The sequence below is a fragment of the Rhizobium sp. FG113 genome, from assembly GCF_057809895.1.
This window is the reverse complement of sequence record NZ_JBMDKV010000019.1, coordinates 75,400-93,248: the sequence shown is the minus strand read 5'-3', so window position 1 is coordinate 93,248 and position 17,849 is coordinate 75,400. Positions and strand designations below refer to the sequence as shown.

The following is a 17,849-nucleotide window of genomic DNA, read 5'->3' as shown; positions in this document are numbered from 1 at the left end:
GGCCGAACCCGCGATCCGTACGCCAAACGCTCCAAACGAAAAGAGGCGCCCCATGGCGCCTCAAGATCACGTCGCGATTGTTGCCATCCGCGTCAGCCCTCAGGCCGCCGGCAGTCTCGAGATCGGCACGATCTCGTCGCCCTCTCCACCACCACGGTCCATGGCCATTTCGTCGGCCAGCTGGCGGATGTGGTTGAAGTCGGTCGGGCCGTCGAAAACGGCGCCGCCGAGGCGGATGTCGAGCGAAAGCGGTGCGTCGCCGGCGGTAAACGCTGCCTGTTCGCAGCGGCGGCGGATGCGCATGCCGACATCCTGGGCGTTCTCGATCGTGGCGCCGGGCAGGAACACGCCGAGCTCGTTGGTCGCAAGCCGGGCAACGAGGTCGCCGGAGCGCACCGAGGACTGGGTGATCGCGGCAAGCGACTGCATCACGGTATCGGCCCATTGCGGCCCATAGCGGCGGCTGATGGCGTCCAGCGTGTCGATGACGACGGCGATCATCACGCCGCCCGCATCAGTAGAGATTCGCTTACGGCGGTCGATATAGTGTTCGACGGCGGCCGCGAAGGCTGTTCCGTTCAACGTCTTTGTAACGCTGTCGTGCCGTTGAGAATAGTTAACGGCTTCCTGCAGTTTTCTGAGCTCGTTATTCTTGATCTGCAGCATCATCAGCAGCGGAAATGCAACAAAAAGCGAAATAGCGGTGGCTCCGACGAATCCAACCAAAAATGGTCGCTCCGGCATCAGAAGGTTTAAGATAAGTAAAAAACCGACCGAGAAGGCCGCGAAGCAGATCGAAACGATCGATGCGATGCGGAGTGCGGAAAGGTTTGTTGCGGATTGGTAACGCTGACGGAATTTCATCGCGGGGCAGGTCCCTGTGGAAGTAACGGCAGATAAACACGGACGGGAAAAGTTGGCGTTAAAAAACCCTGTAAAATTCTAGCTTTAGCGCTTGATACTAGGGAATTAACCGTCTCCGCAGGAAGGACCTGTACCGGAATTGGAATGTGGAAAAATAGGTGTTACTTGTTTGCCGAATGAAAGCGTTCGGTATACGGGTTCACTCGGTGAATTTAGATGTTGAGGGGCATCCGTCTTGTTTAAAACCAAAAGCATTATTGCAGCATTGTCTGCCACTGTTGCTCTGAATTTCTCGTTTTTCGTCGACGCCAATGCGATGTCTTTGCAGCAGGCCATCGAAACGACGATGAAAACCAATCCGCAGATACTTCAGGCTGCAAAAGACAAAGAAGCAATCGAGTTTGAGCTTCGTCAGGCGCGCGGGTTATACTTGCCGTCGGTTGATCTGGAGAGCGGCATCGGCCGCCGCCGGTTGTCGAATTCGACCACGGGCACGCTGAGCTCCGACCATGATTACCTGTCGCCCGGCGATGTCGGCGTGACGGTCACGCAGACGCTGTTTGATGGCGGCGCGCGCAAGTCGCAGGTCGATCAGCAGGCCTCGCGCGTCGATGGCGCTTCCTTTCGGGTCCTCGAGCGCTCCGAAGCGCTGGCGCTCGAAGTAACCCAGGATTACCTGGAATATATGCTGCAAAACCAGATCGTTGCCGCCGCGAAGGAAAACGTCTCCTTCCACACGGCGATGGTCGGCGATATCAATGAAAGCATCAAGGGCGGCGCGCTCACCGATGCCGACCGTCTTCAGGGCAGCGAACGTCTGCAGGCCGCCAAGGCCCGCATGCGCGAAGCGCTCGAAGAGCTGGAAGCAACGAAGATCCGCTTCATGAAGGCCGTCGGCCAGCCGATCGTCAATGCCCAGACCCCGCCGTCGGTCGCCAAGTATATCCCGAAGACGCTCGACGATGCACTGTTCGTCGCAAACAAGAACAGCCCGCGCATCTTCTCGGCCAATGCCGATGTTGACGCGGCCGATGCCGGCGTTCGCGGCGCGCGCGCCAACTACCTGCCGAAGGTCAATCTCGAAGGTACTGCCCGCGTTGGTAACGACATCGACGGCGATGAAGGCAACACCAACGATTACCAGGTGCGCGTCGTCGCCCGCTGGAACCTTTATCGCGGCGGCATCGATGTCGCCCGCGAGCAGGAGCAGATCCGCCGCGCCGGCGAAGAGCGTTATGCGCTCGCCCAGGTCCAGCGCGAGGTAAAGGAATCGGTCAGCTCCGCCTGGAACGAACGCGTCAGCCGCGGCGAACTGTCGGGCATTCTTGCCAAGCAGTCGTCGATCAACAACCAGCTGGTCGGTTCCTACCGCGAGCAGTTCAAGGTCGGCCAGCGCTCGCTGCTCGACGTGCTCGATGCGCAGAACACCCGCTTCAACACCAAGGTGCTGGCTGATACCGCCCGCGTTGCCTCGCTGTTTGCGGAATACAAGATCCTCGCCGCATCCGGCAATCTGCTTCAGACCATGAAGCTGAAGCCGCTGGATCAGGCCAAGCCTTACGCACGAGAAGAGTTCGCTGTTCCAGCGGCCGCTCAGAATCCCGGATATGCCGAAGTCGACTCTCATCAGAAGGCTGGCATGCCTATGGACCTGCTGGCGCCGATCCGGCAGCAGTAGTAGTCAGGTGACCATAGAACATGCGGAACGTTGCATCTGAGACGAACGGCAGCATGCCGCTTCAAACATTCAAGGCCGCGTTCAAGTCCGTGGCAGCGTTCTATGGTCGACCAAGCTCCGATACGGTGCTCTTCTCCGGCCTTCCGGATGAGATCACCGAATCGCTCGAGGGCGATGATGTCGAGCAGATGGCCGAGCGCATCGGCCTTCAGGTCATCAAGCATCCGGAGCGCGATTGCCGGCTGGGCAATTTCGATTGTCCCGCCATCGTCGCCTTTGCCGATGGCGGCGTGCTCCCGCTTTTGGAGATGGCCGAGGATGGCTCTTACATCACCGATATCGTTCCCGTCGCCGGCGTTTCCTCGCGTCTGTCGCGCGAGGATCTGATCGCGCTGAAGCCCGAGACGGCTTTCGCCTTCACGCTCTATTATCAGAATGCCTCGGAAGAGGCGCTTGTTGGTAATGCCGTCGAGATCGAAAAGCGCCATTGGCTGGCAACGACGCTCGCGCCTTACTGGCGCACCTATGTCCGCGTCATGGTGGCGGCGCTCTTCATCAATCTGATCGCGCTCGGCTCGCCGCTGTTTACGATGAACGTCTATGACCGCGTTCTGCCCAACAAGGCGATCCCGACGCTCTGGGTTCTCGCCGCCGGCATCACGCTTGCCTATCTCTTTGATTTTCTGCTTAAAACCGCGCGCTCCTCGCTGATCGACTATGCCGGCCGCAAGGCCGATCTGCGCCTCTCGCAGATGCTGTTCGACAAGGTGCTGAACTCGACGCTGGCCTCGCGCCCGATGTCGACGGGCGAATATGCCAACCGCGTCACGCAATATGAGTTCGTCCGTGAATTCTTCACCTCGAACACGATCGGCGTCATCATCGACAGCCTCTTCGTCTTCATCTTCCTTGCCGTCATCTATCTCATCTCCGGCTGGCTGGTCGTCATCCCCGCCGTCGCCTTCGTGCTCTCGGTCGTGATCGGTCTCTACGCCCAGGCTGCCATCGGCAAGCGCATGGCGACCGCCGCCAACGAGGCATCGCGCCGCCAGTCGCTGCTGGTCGAAACCATCTCGACGATCGAGACGCTGAAGAGCCTGCGCGCCGAAGCCACCATGCTGCGCCGCTGGCAGGAGCTGACGAAATATTCGAGCCGCACCAGCGAAGAGATCAAGCACGTCTCCACCAACGCCATCAACATGACCATGTTCGTGCAGCAGATGGTGAGTGTCCTGATCGTCATCGCCGGCACCTACGAGTTCTCCGAAGGCCGCATCGCCATGGGCGCGATCGTCGCGACCGTCATGCTGGCCAGCCGCGCCGGCGCACCGCTCGGCCAGATCGCCATGACCCTGGCGCGCTTCCGCCAGGCCACCATGTCGCTGCGCATCCTCGACAAGATCATGGAACAGCCCGATGACCGCCCCTCGACGGTGGGTTTCGTCAATCGCGAGATCACCCGCGGCGCCTTCTCTTTCCAGGATGTCTCGTTCCAGTATCCGGGTTCGGATTATCCCGTCATCAACAAGCTGTCCTTCAACGTCAATCCAGGCGAGCGCATCGGCATCATCGGCCGCATCGGCTCCGGCAAGACCACGCTGGGCCGCCTGCTGGATGGCTTGTTCGCGCCGTCGGGCGGCCGCGTGCTGATCGATGGTGTGGATATCCGCCAGTATCACATGGCCGAAGTGCGCGCCAATGTCGCCGTCGCCGGCCAGTCCTCCGATCTCTTCTCGGGAACGGTGAAGGAAAACCTGCTGCTCGGCCGCGCCGACGCCACCGATGAGGACCTGCTCGAAGTCGCCCGCATGACTGGCGTCGATGAGTTCGTCGGCACCCATCCGCGCGGCTTCGACATGCCCGTCGGCGAGCGCGGCAGCAATCTGTCGAGCGGCCAGAAGCAGGCGCTCACCATTGCCCGTCTCCTGCTCACCCGCCCCAAGGTCGTATTTCTCGACGAGCCCTCGGGCGCCATGGATCTCGCGACCGAGCGCAACCTGATCGCCCGTCTCTCCAAGGCCTTCGACCGCAAGACGACGCTGATCATCGCCACCCATCGCTACAGCATGCTGGATCTCGTTGATCGCCTGATTGTCATCGACAAGGGCCGCATCATCGCCGATGGTCCGAAGCAGGCTGTCATCGAAGCCATGCAGCGCAAGCCCGGCGCATCCGCGGCGGCCGTGGCCCCGCAGGCCGTGGCACCGCAGGCTGTGCCGGTCGCAAGGCAGGCTCCGGTCACGCCGGTCGCCATGTCCGTCGCCCCGGTCACCTCCGTTGCGCCGGCCCCCGCCGGCTCCGCCGCCATGCCGGTCGCGCAGGTGGCAACCGCTGCGCCCGCGCACGCCCATCCGATCCCGGTCGCCTCCGGCGCGCCTGTCGGCCCGGCAGCTGCCGCAAACGTGACGCCGATCGTACCGGGGGTTAAGCTGTCATGAAGAACAAGCACGACAACCCGCCCTTTCTCGCCCGCGCCATTCTCGGCCTCGTGGCGCTCGTCATCGCCAGTTTCGTCGCCTGGGCGGCGATCGCCAAGATCAACGAGATCGCCCGCGGCGAAGGCAAGGTCATTCCCGTCTCGAAGACGCAGATCATCCAGTCGTCGGAACCCGGCGTCGTCCAGCAGATCGCCGTCGTTCTCGGCCAGGTCGTGCGCAAGGGCCAGCTCCTGGTCCAGCTCGACAATACCACCACCACCTCGACGCTCGGTGAATCGGTCGCCAAGGCCCGTGCGCTCGGCGCCAAGGTGGCGCGCCTGAAGCTCGAGGAAGAGGGCAAATACGACGAGCCCTACAATTGCCCTGAGGATATTCTGGCCGTCGCCAAGGAAGTCTGCGCCAACGAAGCCCAGCTTTTCGCCGCTGATCGGGCCAGCTACACCAACAAGCTCGGCGTGCTGAAAGAGCGCGTCCGCCAGCGCGAAAACGAGCTCAGCGAGGCGCACGCCAATATCGACCGCTTGACGCAGAACATCGACGGCGCCCAGCGCCAGTACGACCTGATCAGCCCGCTCGCCAAGAAGAAGCTGGTCGCCGAGACCGAAGTGCTGAAGACCGAGCGCGATCTCACCGATCAGCAGGGCCAGCTCAAGGTCTATCAGGAGAGCATCGATCGCCTTCAGGCCGCCGTGCAGGAAGCCAAGCTGCAGCTCGGCGATCTGGCGCTTGAGCTGCGCCAGCAGGCGCTGACGGACAAGGCGCAGGCGCTGGCCGAGCTCTCCGTCGTCGACGAAACCGTGCGCGGCGCATCCGATCGCGTCAAGCGCACCGATATCCGCTCGCCTGTCGATGGCATCGTCAACACGCTCGAGGTCAACACCATCGGAGCCTATGTCGATCCCGGCCGCGTCATCGCCGGCATCGTTCCGACGGCCGATACGCTGCTCGTCGAAGCCAAGATCTCGCCGCGCGACGTCGCCTTCATCCGCCGTGGCCAGCCGGCCATCGTCAAGATCACGGCTTATGACTTCTCCATCTTCGGCGGCCTCGAAGGTATCGTCGAAAACATCTCGGCCGACAGTCTGGTCGAGAAGGAAAAGGGCGAGACCTACTATCTCGTGCAGGTCAAGACCGACAAGTCGGAGCTCTCACGCGGCGGCAAGACCTATCCGATCATCCCGGGCATGGTCGCCTCGGTCGAGATCATGACCGGCAGCAAGACCGTGCTCAGCTATCTCATGAAGCCGATCAACAAGGCGCGCACCGAAGCGCTGACGGAGCGCTGACCATGCTGATCGTCAAGCCCGGAATTCAGGACGCAACCGACCTCGAACCATCAGACGAGCAACTGCCCGCGATCGACGCCGACGAGATCGAGCCGCGTTTCCGGGCTGTCGCGGGTCGTGGCGGCGAGCGTCGCGGCATCCGGCTGGAGCGCATCTATTGGGACGGCCTCGGCCGCATGTCGGCCTCCGGCAAGATGTCGACCGCCGATCTCGTGCACTACACCGCCTCGCAGATGCCGGAATCCGGCAATCTCGCCTCGCTTCTGCGCGTCCTGAGCTTGAAATGGGCGCTGCGCCGGCTGGATACGGTCGAGGACATTTCCTCGCTCGCCAATGTCAACGCCATCATCCAGGCCTCTCCGTCGCCGGCGATCCTGTTGACGCATGAGAAGAAAGTGCAGCTCTTCAACGACGCCTTCCTGTCGATGCTGCGCCAGCGCCTGCCGCTCGGCGATCTCGCGCAACTGACCAAGAGCCTGCGTTTCTCGATCGACACCCAGATCGAGGAAGCCATCGCCACCCTGTCGCGCAACAAGGGCAAGACGCTGGCGACAGGCTTCACCATCACCGTCGGCACCCAGACCATGAAGGGCCAGATCAACCTGGCTTTGGCGCCGACGCACGAGAAGTCGATGCTGATCGGCTACATCTCCCGCTACTGATCCACCTCAATCCTCGAAACGCCCCGCCGCATCCCGGTCGCGCTCGTATCGATGCTTCAACGGAAACGTCGGAAGCCACCCCTCGCGGCGGATGGTCCACAGCTCATACGTCGGCTGGAACTGGTCCTTACTATCAAGCGACCCGAGATTGACCTCGACCTCATCGCCGCTCCGCCCAAACACCGGCGACCCGCAACGCGGACAAAAGAACCGCCCATTATACTCCCCCATCTCCCCCTCGACCCGCATCGCATCCTCGGGAAAGATCGCCGAGGCATGAAACAGAGCCCCATGATGCTTGCGGCAATCCATGCAATGACAGATCCCGACCCGATAGGGCGCACCGGATACAGTCAAACGAATGCGTCCGCAAAGGCATCCTCCGGTAATTTCGCTCATTGCGTCTCTCCTCCGTCAGCAAAAGATTTCAGGCAAACGGCACCGTAGCTCAAAAGTTTCAGGGGAGGGCGGCTTTCGCCTCTGTAAAGATATTCACCCATGTGGTTGACTATCCCTCGGATATGGATATATTCAACCACATGGGTGAATGAAATGGATGAAGACGCACTGTCACGGATATTGAAGGCCGCGGGGGATACCACGCGGCGGCAGATCCTGACGCTCCTCGTGCAAGAGGGGCCTCTCAGGGTGACGGGGCTCGCTGCTCATTTCGACATGTCCCTGAATTCCGTCTCCAAGCACATCAAGGTTCTGGAGGAGGCGGGGCTGGTCACCCGGCGTACTTTGGGCCGCGAGCATTTCATTGCCGCGGAGCTTGAACCGCTGAGACTGACGGAAGACTGGTTCGCGCAACTGAAGTCGATATGGGAGCTGCGCCTGACGGCGTTGGAAGAGTTACTCGTTTCAAAGGAGTGAAGTCATGTCCGAACTTGAACTGACGGTAAGCCGCAAGATCGCCGCCTCGCGCGAAAAGATTTTCAACGCCTGGCTCTCGCCCACGGCGCTGGCGAAATTCATGAAGACGCCTTCAGGCAATTTCGATGCCCGAAATGTCACCACCGATCCGGTCAAGGGCGGCCGCTTCATGATCGTGATGGTCACACCGGAGCGCGAGATCCCGCATTCCGGCACCTATCTCGAAGTCGATCCCTATTCGCGCCTGTCCTTCACCTGGGAATCCCCGCATTCGCTGGATGACAGCGTCGTCACCATCGATCTCAAGGAGGTCGACGCTGAAACGACGGAGCTGACGCTGAAGCAGGTGAAATTCCGCAGCGAAGGCGCCCGCGACGGCCATATCCAGGGCTGGACTTCGATCCTCGGCGAACTCGACAAATATCTCGGCTAAGTCAGGGACCGACATGAAAAAGCCGCCGGCAATGCAGCGCCGGCGGCTTCATTTCGCCTCGGTATCGAAGCGGGATGCGAGAGGAGGCCAGCCCCGGCCCTCGCCATTGCCTTCGGATCAGAAGGCAACACCTTCGCCAGGCGCGACCTTTTCGATCGGCATGGCAGATGCCATCTGGCTGCCGCCAACGCGCGAGCCGTGCAGGTAGCCCTTGCCGCCGGCGATCGAATAGAGCGGCATGTAGTCGGGCAGCCGGCTGTCGGCGAGAACTTCGTCACGCATGTTGTCGAGAATATAGTGGTTGCCGCCGGCCGAGACCGAGAGAACGGCGTGGTAGAAATGGCGCTTCTGGTCGAAGAGAACGACGATCGCCATGTCCTTCAGGTCGACGCCCTCAGCGTTGAGTGCCGCCATCTTCAGGATCGCGAAATCCTCGCAATCGCCCTGCTGGCGCTTCAGCGTCTCGGAAGGCGTCGCCCAGTAATCGGCGACCTTGTAGGTGTCGATGTCGCGGGCATAGCGGATCGTGTGGTTGATCGTGGTGTTGATCGCATTCATCTTGTCGCGCAGCGATGCCTGCGAGGTCTTGGCGAAAGATGCCTTGACCGCGCTGACGGCCTCAGTGCACTTGCCCGCGCCGCAGGAAATGGCGGTGCCGCTGGTCATTTCGTCCAGCGAAGGCGCCAGCCGCTTCAGGGCTGCCAGGCGCTTGAAGGGGATCGCCACCGATCCGAACACGCCGCCATCATCGGGGCGCGCGGCGATCGACGGGCGGGTTGCCGGCTTCACGGATGAGGTGGTCTCGGGGCTGAACGCGGCGGCCGCAACCGGCGCCGGCGTCTTCAGGGCCGCGAGATCGATCGAGCCGAAAGCCCGTGCGAGGCCGCGTCCGGCAAGCGTGACGAGGCGCGCCATGCCGCCGACGCTGACGGCGCTTGCCGCCTGTTCGGCAATGCTTGCCGAAATATAGCTGGAGTATGATGCGCCGTATGCTTCTGTATTATAAAGAACAGAAGCCGAAGCATGATTGTAAGAAAAAGAAGAAAATGCCGAAAGAAGTGCGATAAAAGCGATTTTGTTTGTTTTTGTTCTTTTGGTCACGGGACTTAATTTCTCCACTTGTTGGGAGAAATGTACCGATCAGCCATAAATATCGGGTTTGGAAGCGTGGATAACTTAGAACGAAGTTATCCGCTCAAAAAAGCTGAAAATTTTAGCTTTTCCGTCAACCAAGTTTGGGGGAAGGGTTTGCTTTCGCCAAATGCCTATGCAGATATGAGGCCGCGAAATGGCCGCTACAGACGGCCTGACAGGGTTTGGGGGAAGCAGTGATCGTTAAGGGCAGGGATGAGGCGCGTGGCGCGCATGGTTTACGCGGCGTCCTTCGCGCAGCCCGCAAGGGGGCGAAAACCGCTCGATCGCTCTTGCTTCTCTCCGTCGTCCTCTCCTGCAGCGCACTTGCCGCCTGCCAGTCCGACGTTGACGGCATCGCCAGGAACGTCAAGACCAACGATATCAAGCCGCCATCGAGCGACGTCGAGGAAAGCTTCGGCGAAAACGGTGCCGAGATCACCTTGCTGATGCAGAAGGGCTCGAACGGGCTCTTCGAAGGCCCGTCGCGCGATGTGAGAGATGCCGCTGCCCTCGGCATCGGCGAACTCGGCGCCAACCAGGCCTTCGTCAAGGTGATCGACGTTGCAAGCCCCGCCGCCGCATCCGCCGTGGTAGCCGCCGCCAAGTCCAGAAGCTCGGCGATCCTCATCAGCTACCTGCCGCCGGCGACCACGGCCGCCGTTGCCGCCATGCCGTCCGACCAGCGCCCGCCGCTCCTCAATCTCGGCCAGCCGGTGCCGGCCACATCAGGCAATGTCTACAATCTCGCATCGAGCGAAACCGACAGCGCGCTGGAAGGCCTGCGCACAGCCGCTGCCAGTGGCCACAAGAAGGTCGTCGTTTTCGCACAGCGGGATCTCCCGCAAACTGCCGATCTCAGGCTGGCGGACGCCATCCGCGCCTCGGGCGGCACCTTTCTCGGCATCACCAGATATGACCTGACGGATGCCGCGGCCGCTGCCGCCGTGCAGACGGCCAAGCCGCAGCTGCAGCAGGCCGATACGGTGCTCATCCTAGGCCGCACCGCGATCACCACCACCATCGAAGGGGCGATCAAGGCCGGCGGCCAGAGCAATCTCAATTTCGTCGGCACCAGCGCCTGGCCGCCGCAGACCTACCGCGAGCCGACCGCCAACGGCACGCTGATCGCCATGGTCGAGCCCGAGGCCACCTCGCTGATCTCGGAGCGCTACCAGCGCCACTACAAGCGCCCGCTCTCCGCCGATGCCGCCTATGGCTATGACGCCATCGCCATCGCGTCGGGCATCATCCGCACCAAGGGTCCGACGGGCCTCAACGCCGAGACGCTGACCAGCAAGGTCGGCTTCCGCGGCGTCACCGGCCTGTTCCGCCTGACGCCATCGGGCCAGGTCGAGCGCCGCTTGAGCCTCTACGCCATCGGCGGCGGCAAGCTCAACGTGCTGGCTCAGGCGCCGGCCTCGTTCTGAAGCGAGCAAACATTTCCCTGACGCTGACAGCACTTCGCCTTTGGCCTGCAAAGGGCAAGTTCGGCGTGAATTGTAGATGTAAATTCTTCGCGCACAGATTGACGGCGGCGCGATCTGTTGCTCATCTAGCCTTATAGATATGAGGGGATTTCATCATGCGTACTGGCGCGAATTTTCTATGGTTCATACTTGGCGGATGGGCATTGGCACTGATGTGGTGGTTCGCTGCCGCACTGATGACTATTTCAATCATCGGCTTGCCGTGGGCGCGCGCCTGCTGGGAGATCGGCTTGCTCAGCCTGTGGCCCTTCGGACGGGATGTCGTATCGCATGCCGAACTCACCGGTAAAAGCAGCGCCGGGCTGACAATATTCCGATTGATCGCAAACATCATCTGGCTGCCATTCGGCGTCATGCTGGCGATCTCTCATGTGCTGCATGGTTGCCTGATGTTCGTGACGATCATCGGCATTCCGCTCGGTCTCCAGGACTTCAAGCTCGCGGGCATCTCACTGTTTCCCGTTGGCAAGCGCGTCGTCACCAAGGAGCTGATGGCCGCGGCGCGCTCCGCGAATGCGCAGGCGCAACTCGCGGCCCTTCGGCAGGGCTGATAGCGATCGATTAACGTTGCTGGCCGGGCGGCGGAAATCGCATTCCGCCGCCAGCCTCGTTCTGACGCTAACCAACGGCCGCCCGATCAGGCAGCCGTCGCGGCAACGGCGAAGAAGCCTTCCGGGCTCTCCACTTCCACCAGCCTCTTGCCGTCGATTTGCCAGAAGCGGTTGCCGACGTTGCGGATGAAATCGCGGTCGTGCGAGACCAGCAGGCAGCTCGCCTGCTGCGCCATCAATTCGCTCTCCAGCGCCTCCTGGCCCTCGATGTCGAGATGGTTGGTCGGTTCGTCCAGCAGGTAGAAATTCGGGTTGGTCAGCCGCAGCGCCAGCATCCCAAGCCGCGCCTTCTGCCCGCCCGAGAGCCTGCCGATCGGCTTACCCTGCATTTCGATCGTCATGCCGGCGCCGGCAAGCAGCGCGCGGGCTCTCGCGTCGCCGACATCGAAGCGCCTGAGGATCATCCGCATCGGCGTCTCCTCGTCGATCAGCTCGTTCAGCGCCTGGTCGCCATAGCCGAGCACCAGCGACGGCGTCGCCTTGATGCCCTCGACAGTACCTTCGGCCTCCAGGATCGCACGACGCAGCATCGTCACCATCCGGCTCTTGCCCATGCCATTGGCGCCCAGCAGAACGATGCGGTCGCCCTGGCAGATGAACTGCTTGCCGGTCTTGAAGAGCGGCGTGCCGTCGGGCCGCGCCACGATCGCATCGTCCAGCGTCACCAGCACCTTGGCGTGCGTGCCGCGATTGGCAAGCCGGATCGCCCCAGAGGAGCGCTCCAGATGCGCGGGCTTGGCCGCGTCCTCCAGCTTCTCCGCCCGCTGCTTCAGCTGCTTGGTCTTGACGACGAGCAGGTCGCTGCCGGAGTTGATGCCGATATTGTTGAGCTTGGCGGCCTGCTGGCGCAGCTTCTCCGCCGTCTTCATGTCGCGCTGGTAACGCCGCTCGTCGGCCGCATCGCTGTCGTCGAGCGCTGCCCGCGCTTGCGAATAGGGCAGCGAAAACAGCGCCGATTGCTCGGGCCTCAGAAACAGCGTCCGGTTCGTCGTGGCGTCGAGAAAGGCGCGGTCATGGCTGGAGATGATGACGGGCATGTCGCGCGGCAGCGCGTTCAGCCAGTCCTCAAGCCGGGCGATCTTGCCGAGGTCGAGATGGTTGGTCGGCTCGTCGAGCAGAAGCACGTCGGGCTCGGTGACGGAGACCCGCGCCAGCATCGCCAGCCGCTGCCAGCCGCCGCTGAGCTGCCCCACCGGCCGCTCGCGCATCTCGTCGGGCACATCGAGGCCGGCAAGCACCATGTCGACCCGCCAGCTCTCGTTGAGCTGCTGGTCCTCGGGCAGCGCCTTCAGCACCGCCTCGTGCAACGGCAGAGAAAGAAGGGCAGGCGGCACGTCCTGTTCGACATGGCCGATGGTGAGCCCGCGCGAGCGGGTGACGTCGCCCTCGCTCGGCTCTATCGCACCGGACAGGCAGCGCAGCAGCGTGGACTTGCCGCGCCCGTTGGCGGCGACAAGGCCGATGCGGTCGCCGGCGCCGATCGCAAGCGTGAGGTTGGAAAACAGCGGCTTGCCAAGGGTGATGCCGAGATTGCGGATATGGATTGTCGTCATGATCTTGCTCTGGTCTTGCGAGCAGGCACAGGCGCGTCGCGGGCATCAGCCTATATCGCGCGCGTATGCTCAGCTCGGGGGATCTAGAAACATGCAGGCGAGCATAGGCTCACGGCTGCAGTGCCACGAGGGGCGGACCAGGAAGAGGGTGTCGAGAAACGGTCTCTGGTCAGCCCTGCAAACGCATTTGCAGGGCGTTGACGGGGCCACGCTGGCGATTGAATCGGAAATGTATCGTCACGCGCAACCCTCCTTTCTCAAGTATCCCAGCGATAGCATTCCCGCCGCGAAAACTCAACCGTGATGCTCGTGCACCGTGATTAGGAAGATCGCGTCGGCCTCGATCGCCTTCAGGATCGCGCCGCCGTCGCTGCGGTAGATTTGCAACTCCGAGAGCACGCCCGCGGCCGAAAACAGGATGATGTCGACAAGCGGCCCGTAGGGATCGGCGACCTCCTTGTCGTCGAAATAGCCCGACGCTACGGGATGCGCCGGCAGGTCGGTGGGCCAATCGGTTCTGTCGCGCAAGCGAAGGCGCAGCGAGCCGGATGCGTCGATCTCTGCGGCGCGGTAGTGGTCGCAGTCCCAGGCTGGCGGCACCTCGCCGCGCGCGGCGTGGCGCGCCAGACGCTGGATGATCTGCTTTTCTGCGGGGTTCAACTCTCTCCAAATCAACGTCACGCGGTCGCTTCCGAAAAGGGTTGAGGGATCAGGGTTACCGTTTCAGGCTGCCGAGAATGCCGCGCACCAGCGCCCGTCCGACCTGGGTCGCCACGGTGCGTGCCACGCTCTTCATCGCCGCTTCCACCACCGTTTCGCGCTGGTAGCCGCCGGAGCGGGGGCGGCCTTGCGCCGGCTTCTCGTCCTTGTCGTCGTCGCCGAAGCCCGGCAGCGTCCAGCGGCCGGAGGCGCTTCCCTCGGTCGGCTGTGTCGGCTGCGCCTGCTTGGCGGCGTCGGAATCGGATGCCTTCTGCGCCCGCGCCGCCAGGATCTCGAAGGCGGATTCGCGATCGACATCCTCGTCATAGACGCCGAGCACCGGGCTCTTGTCCATCACCTGCTGGCGTTCCTGGTCCGTCAGCGGCCCGACGCGGCCGGATGGCGGCCGCACCAGCGTGCGCTCGACGATCGATGGCGCGCCCTTGGCCTCCAGCGTTGAGACCAGCGCTTCGCCGGTCCCAAGCGTGGTGATCACGGTGGCGCAGTCGAAGGCCGGGTTGGGGCGGAATGTATCGGCGGCCGTCTTCACCGCCTTCTGCTCGCGCGGCGTATAGGCGCGCAGCGCGTGCTGCACGCGGTTGCCGAGCTGCGCCAGCACCGTCTCCGGCACGTCGAGCGGGTTCTGCGTGACGAAATAGACGCCGACGCCCTTGGAGCGGATCAGGCGCACCACCTGCTCGACACGCTCGACGAGCACCTTCGGCGCGTCGTTGAAGAGCAGATGCGCCTCGTCGAAGAAGAACACCAGCTTCGGCTTCTCCGGATCGCCCACTTCAGGCAGCTCCTCGAAGAGTTCCGACAGCAGCCAGAGCAGGAAGGTCGCGTAGAGGCGTGGGTTCATCATCAGCTTGTCGGCGGCGAGCACCGAGATGGTCCCGTAGCCGCGATTGTCTGATCGCATGATGTCGGTGATCTTCAGCGCCGGCTCGCCGAAGAAATGCTCGGCGCCCTGCTGCTCGAGCACCAGCAGCGCGCGCTGGATCGAGCCGACGGAGGCCTTGGAGATCAGCCCGTACTGGCTGGAAAGCTCGGTGGCGTTCTCGCCCATGTAGTTGAGCAGCGCGGAGAAATCCTTGAGGTCGAGCAGCGGCAGGCCGCCCTTGTCGGCGATCTTGAAGGCGATGTTGATCACGCCTTCCTGCGGCTCCGACGCATCCATCAGCCGGGCGAGCAGGAGAGGGCCCATCTCGGCGATGGTGGTGCGTACCCGGTGGCCCTTTTCGCCGAACAGGTCCCAGAAGATGACCGGGAACTGGTCCGCTTCGTAATCGTCGAAGCCGATCTGCTCGGCCCGCTTGGTCATCCAGTCCTGCGGCTGGCCCTTCATGGCGATGCCGGAGAGGTCGCCCTTGATGTCGGCGCAGAAAACAGGAACGCCGGCCCTCGCGAAGCCTTCGGCCAGCACCTGCAGCGTCACCGTCTTGCCGGTGCCGGTCGCGCCGGTCACCAGTCCGTGGCGGTTGCCGTATTTGAGCTCCAGATATTCGGGGGTGTTGATACTGTCATCAGGGTTGCGGCTGGTACCGATGTAGATCTTGCCATCCTCGAGCATGCGAAAGGTCTCCCTGCCGGCGACGGACGCCGATTGCGTCAAAATGCGGAGAGCATAATCCGCATGTTCATTGTAATATGCTTCGACTGTTATAAGCAGGGACCGCAATGCCGACAACTGTCTGCATTAAAAGGAAAACTGGATAAGCGATCATCGCGTCGCGGATGCCTTGAGTTGCCACTCAAACTCGATTAACGTTGACGTTAACGTCAATAAAACCAGGAGGATGACGATGAATGAAATCGTGGATCAGATAGCCGCACGGGTCGGCATTCCGGCCGAAGTGGCTGAAAAGGCGCTCGGCATGATGCTTGGCTTTCTCCAGCGCGAAGCGGCCGACGGCCCGGTCGCCCGGATGATCGAAGCCATCCCGGGCGCCTCCGATCTGGTGGCCCAGTATAACGGCGCCGGCGAAACCGGCGGCGGCGGCCTTCTCGGCAGCATCATGGGCGCGCTCGGCGGCGGCGGCATCATGGCCCTCGGCCAGCAGCTGATGTCGGAAGGCCTCGGCATGGGGGAGATCACCTCGCTCGCCAAGGAAACGCTTTCAATTGCCGAACAGCACGCCGGCAAGGAAGTCGTCGACGAGGTCGTGGCTTCGGTACCGGGGCTCAGCCAGTTCGTTTGATCGGATTGGGATGATGGATAATGCAGCGGGCGGATTTTCCGCCCGTTTTGTTGTGGGGTGAGCGTTGTGCCGCGCAACCCCCTCATCCGCCTGCCGGCACCTTCTTGGATGATCAAAATATGAGATAGTTGTTTCTGCCGGGCGGGTGGCCACCCGCCCGGCAGCTGGTTGTCGGATCGTCACCTTCTCAGCCGTTCGGGGCTGTGGGGAGCAGGATCGCAACCGGCTCTTCATCAGGCCCGTGTGGTTGCAGGAACCTTGGGGTTCTTATCCAAGACAGGGACGACGAAGATGACCGATGATAGCATGATCTGTGCCGGAATCGATGTCGGCAAAAGCCATCTCGACATCGCCATCCATCCCGGCGGCGCGCGGCTGCGGGTCGCCTACGACGCGGCGGGCCTGAAGCGGCTCGACGCCTTTCTTCAAGAGCATGATGTCGAGAGGGTCGGCTTCGAGGCCTCCGGTGGCTACGAGTGGCGGCTGATGGCGCATTTGCGGGGCAAGAAGCGCCCGGCGGCGCGCCTGCAGCCGGCGCAATTGCGGTACTTCGCCAGAAGCCGTTGCAGCGGGCCAAGAACGACCGGCTGGACGCCACGCTGATTGCCGTCTTCACCGCCAGCCTTAAGACGCTGCCGGCGCTGCCCGATGCCCGCTTCGACAGGCTTTCGGCCGAGCTGACCTATCTGGAGCAGATCGAGCAGCAGATCGCGCTGGTGAAGACATTCGCCGAGACAGCCGTGCCCGAGATCGTCAAGCGCCGGCATGCTCGCGAGATCGCTAGGCTCGAGACCTGCCGCAATGCGCATATGCTGCGGCTCGAAAAGCTGGTTCGAAGCGACCCTGATCTGGCGCGGCGGCTCGACCTTCTGGTCTCGATCAAGGGCATCGGCATGCGCAGCGCGCTGTGCCTCGTCATCCGCATGCCCGAGCTCGGCCATGCCGGTCGCAACGAGGTCGCCGCCCTTGCCGGTGTCGCGCCCTATGATGACGACAGCGGCAAGCATCGCGGCAGGCGCAGGATCCAGGGTGGCCGCGAAAGGCTGCGCAAGAGCCTGTTCATGTGCGCCTTCACCGCCAGCCGGCACAATCCGGATCTGGCGGCCTTCTACAAGCGGTTGCGCGGCAACGGCAAGGAGCATCTGTGCGCGGTTATTGCGGTCGCCCGCAAACTCGTCATTCTCGCCAACACCATCCTCACCAGGCAGACCGAATGGACGCCGAAATATGTGAAAGAATGAGACATGGTTGCTCCCCGTTGGGGAGAAGAGACTCGGGGTGGGCCGCTCGCTCCATCTTCCCTTCGCCCCAACGGGGAGAAGGTGGCCCGAAGGGTCGGATGAGGGGGCCGCGCACGCCAACGCTAACCACCACCCAAACCACCAACAAACCCTACTGCGTCACCCCAACCAGCTGCATCCACACGGCAGCCTGATCCCGCGCCGTCTGCCGATCGGCCTCATCCAGCGCGCCGCCGCCACAAAAACGCTCCACCTGCGCCCGGTCACTCTCCGCCGTCGCCGCATGCTTCGCCCCAACGATCACATGCCGCCACGCGCAGCCCAAAACGCGATCCTCGACGATAGCCTTGTCACACCCAGTGCTGAGGCACAACGCGACCGCCCTCTGGCTCTCGTAACCCCCACCAACCGCACGCGCATAAGTCGCCGCCCACCCCGCACGCGTATCCCGGCATGCGACGGGATCGGCGCTCAAATTGCACGATGTCGTGGCGACATAATCCTTCGCCGGTGGGAAGTCGGGGAATTCGGCCAGGTTGACGCATCCGCAAGCCAGAAGTGCTGCCGCAAACCACTGCAATATTGTCTCCCGCCGTTGCGCGACCACACTGCTTGCTGGGAGACATCGGATGATGGCTCACGACAGGCCAAATCAGTGATGAATGCCAAATCAGTCGCGAGTGTAT

The 17,849-nt window shown here is 62.5% G+C and carries 18 protein-coding genes and 1 pseudogene; 12 read left to right on the top strand and 7 right to left on the bottom strand.

What is annotated here, in order from left to right:
* Positions 1–99 precede the first annotated feature (99 nt).
* The gene (locus ACODTZ_RS29900; protein ID WP_245205369.1) at positions 100–726 is read right to left on the bottom strand and encodes a GGDEF domain-containing protein; all 627 of its coding nucleotides are present in this window, start codon (positions 724–726) and stop codon (positions 100–102) included.
* A gap of 454 nt (positions 727–1,180) precedes the next feature.
* On the opposite strand from ACODTZ_RS29900, the gene ACODTZ_RS29895 reads away from it, so the two are divergent.
* The 4 genes from ACODTZ_RS29895 to ACODTZ_RS29880 are packed head-to-tail and all read left to right on the top strand — an operon-like array spanning position 1,181 to position 6,928.
* Positions 1,181–2,542: a TolC family outer membrane protein gene (locus ACODTZ_RS29895; RefSeq protein WP_047508392.1), complete on the top strand. Its 1,362-nt coding sequence runs from the start codon at positions 1,181–1,183 to the stop codon at positions 2,540–2,542.
* A 20-nt stretch (positions 2,543–2,562) separates the two neighbouring features.
* The gene (locus tag ACODTZ_RS29890) at positions 2,563–4,980 is read left to right on the top strand and encodes a type I secretion system permease/ATPase (protein WP_489030174.1); all 2,418 of its coding nucleotides are present in this window, start codon (positions 2,563–2,565) and stop codon (positions 4,978–4,980) included.
* Complete coding sequence (locus ACODTZ_RS29885; protein ID WP_489030172.1) at positions 4,977–6,266, top strand: HlyD family type I secretion periplasmic adaptor subunit; 1,290 nt, start codon at positions 4,977–4,979, stop codon at positions 6,264–6,266. The genes ACODTZ_RS29890 and ACODTZ_RS29885 overlap by 4 nt, the downstream gene beginning before the upstream one ends.
* A 2-nt stretch (positions 6,267–6,268) precedes the next feature.
* Entirely contained in the window at positions 6,269–6,928 is a 660-nt protein-coding gene (locus ACODTZ_RS29880) for a ribbon-helix-helix domain-containing protein (protein WP_047507740.1), read from the top strand.
* A 6-nt stretch (positions 6,929–6,934) separates the two neighbouring features.
* Here the strand turns inward: ACODTZ_RS29880 and ACODTZ_RS29875 are convergent, their stop codons facing one another.
* Entirely contained in the window at positions 6,935–7,327 is a 393-nt protein-coding gene (locus tag ACODTZ_RS29875) for a GFA family protein (protein ID WP_489030170.1), read from the bottom strand.
* Between the two features lie 153 nt (positions 7,328–7,480).
* Between ACODTZ_RS29875 and ACODTZ_RS29870 the strand changes: the two genes are divergently transcribed.
* Together ACODTZ_RS29870 and ACODTZ_RS29865 are read left to right on the top strand one after the other, a co-directional pair.
* Positions 7,481–7,804 (top strand): ArsR/SmtB family transcription factor, encoded by a 324-nt coding sequence (locus ACODTZ_RS29870; RefSeq protein WP_047507735.1) that lies wholly within the window; start codon positions 7,481–7,483, stop codon positions 7,802–7,804.
* A gap of 4 nt (positions 7,805–7,808) precedes the next feature.
* Positions 7,809–8,237, top strand: a complete 429-nt coding sequence (locus ACODTZ_RS29865) for an SRPBCC family protein (RefSeq protein WP_489030168.1) — start codon at positions 7,809–7,811, stop codon at positions 8,235–8,237.
* A gap of 117 nt (positions 8,238–8,354) precedes the next feature.
* Here the strand turns inward: ACODTZ_RS29865 and ACODTZ_RS29860 are convergent, their stop codons facing one another.
* Complete coding sequence (locus tag ACODTZ_RS29860) at positions 8,355–9,152, bottom strand: transglutaminase-like cysteine peptidase (protein WP_489030166.1); 798 nt, start codon at positions 9,150–9,152, stop codon at positions 8,355–8,357.
* A gap of 413 nt (positions 9,153–9,565) precedes the next feature.
* Between ACODTZ_RS29860 and ACODTZ_RS29855 the strand changes: the two genes are divergently transcribed.
* The 3 genes and pseudogenes from ACODTZ_RS29855 to ACODTZ_RS29845 all read left to right on the top strand — a co-directional run bounded on the left by ACODTZ_RS29855 (position 9,566) and on the right by ACODTZ_RS29845 (position 11,409).
* Positions 9,566–10,798: an ABC transporter substrate-binding protein gene (locus ACODTZ_RS29855; protein WP_489030164.1), complete on the top strand. Its 1,233-nt coding sequence runs from the start codon at positions 9,566–9,568 to the stop codon at positions 10,796–10,798.
* Positions 10,799–10,977: 179 nt separating this feature from the next.
* A pseudogene (locus ACODTZ_RS29850) lies at positions 10,978–11,103 on the top strand (YccF domain-containing protein); the annotation flags it as partial.
* Positions 11,089–11,409: a YccF domain-containing protein gene (locus ACODTZ_RS29845; protein WP_489030214.1), complete on the top strand. Its 321-nt coding sequence runs from the start codon at positions 11,089–11,091 to the stop codon at positions 11,407–11,409. The pseudogene ACODTZ_RS29850 and the gene ACODTZ_RS29845, both read left to right, overlap by 15 nt.
* 86 nt (positions 11,410–11,495) lie before the next feature.
* Here ACODTZ_RS29845 and ACODTZ_RS29840 read toward each other — a convergent pair whose 3' ends face one another.
* The 3 genes from ACODTZ_RS29840 to ACODTZ_RS29830 form a co-directional block, all read right to left on the bottom strand.
* Positions 11,496–13,022 carry an ABC-F family ATP-binding cassette domain-containing protein gene (locus ACODTZ_RS29840; protein ID WP_489030162.1) on the bottom strand — a complete coding sequence of 509 codons (1,527 nt, stop codon included), beginning with the start codon at positions 13,020–13,022 and terminating at the stop codon, positions 11,496–11,498.
* A 294-nt stretch (positions 13,023–13,316) separates the two neighbouring features.
* A complete protein-coding gene (locus ACODTZ_RS29835) occupies positions 13,317–13,703 on the bottom strand; it encodes a hypothetical protein (protein ID WP_489030161.1) in 387 nt (128 codons plus the stop codon).
* A gap of 34 nt (positions 13,704–13,737) precedes the next feature.
* On the bottom strand, positions 13,738–15,294 hold the full coding sequence (locus ACODTZ_RS29830; protein ID WP_489030159.1) for a helicase HerA-like C-terminal domain-containing protein: 1,557 nt from the start codon (positions 15,292–15,294) through the stop codon (positions 13,738–13,740).
* Positions 15,295–15,526: 232 nt separating this feature from the next.
* Here ACODTZ_RS29830 and ACODTZ_RS29825 point away from each other — a divergent pair, with 232 nt between their 5' ends.
* The 3 genes from ACODTZ_RS29825 (at position 15,527) to ACODTZ_RS29815 (ending at position 17,163) form a co-directional block, all read left to right on the top strand.
* The gene (locus ACODTZ_RS29825) at positions 15,527–15,922 is read left to right on the top strand and encodes a hypothetical protein (RefSeq protein WP_111564431.1); all 396 of its coding nucleotides are present in this window, start codon (positions 15,527–15,529) and stop codon (positions 15,920–15,922) included.
* A 291-nt stretch (positions 15,923–16,213) separates the two neighbouring features.
* Positions 16,214–16,525 carry a hypothetical protein gene (locus ACODTZ_RS29820; protein WP_489030157.1) on the top strand — a complete coding sequence of 104 codons (312 nt, stop codon included), beginning with the start codon at positions 16,214–16,216 and terminating at the stop codon, positions 16,523–16,525.
* Positions 16,486–17,163, top strand: coding sequence for a transposase (locus ACODTZ_RS29815; protein ID WP_489030155.1), 678 nt, complete (start codon positions 16,486–16,488; stop codon positions 17,161–17,163). Before ACODTZ_RS29820 ends, ACODTZ_RS29815 begins: the two co-directional genes overlap by 40 nt.
* 151 nt (positions 17,164–17,314) lie before the next feature.
* Here ACODTZ_RS29815 and ACODTZ_RS29810 read toward each other — a convergent pair whose 3' ends face one another.
* Positions 17,315–17,743: a hypothetical protein gene (locus ACODTZ_RS29810; RefSeq protein WP_489030153.1), complete on the bottom strand. Its 429-nt coding sequence runs from the start codon at positions 17,741–17,743 to the stop codon at positions 17,315–17,317.
* Between the last annotated feature and the right edge of the window lie 106 nt (positions 17,744–17,849).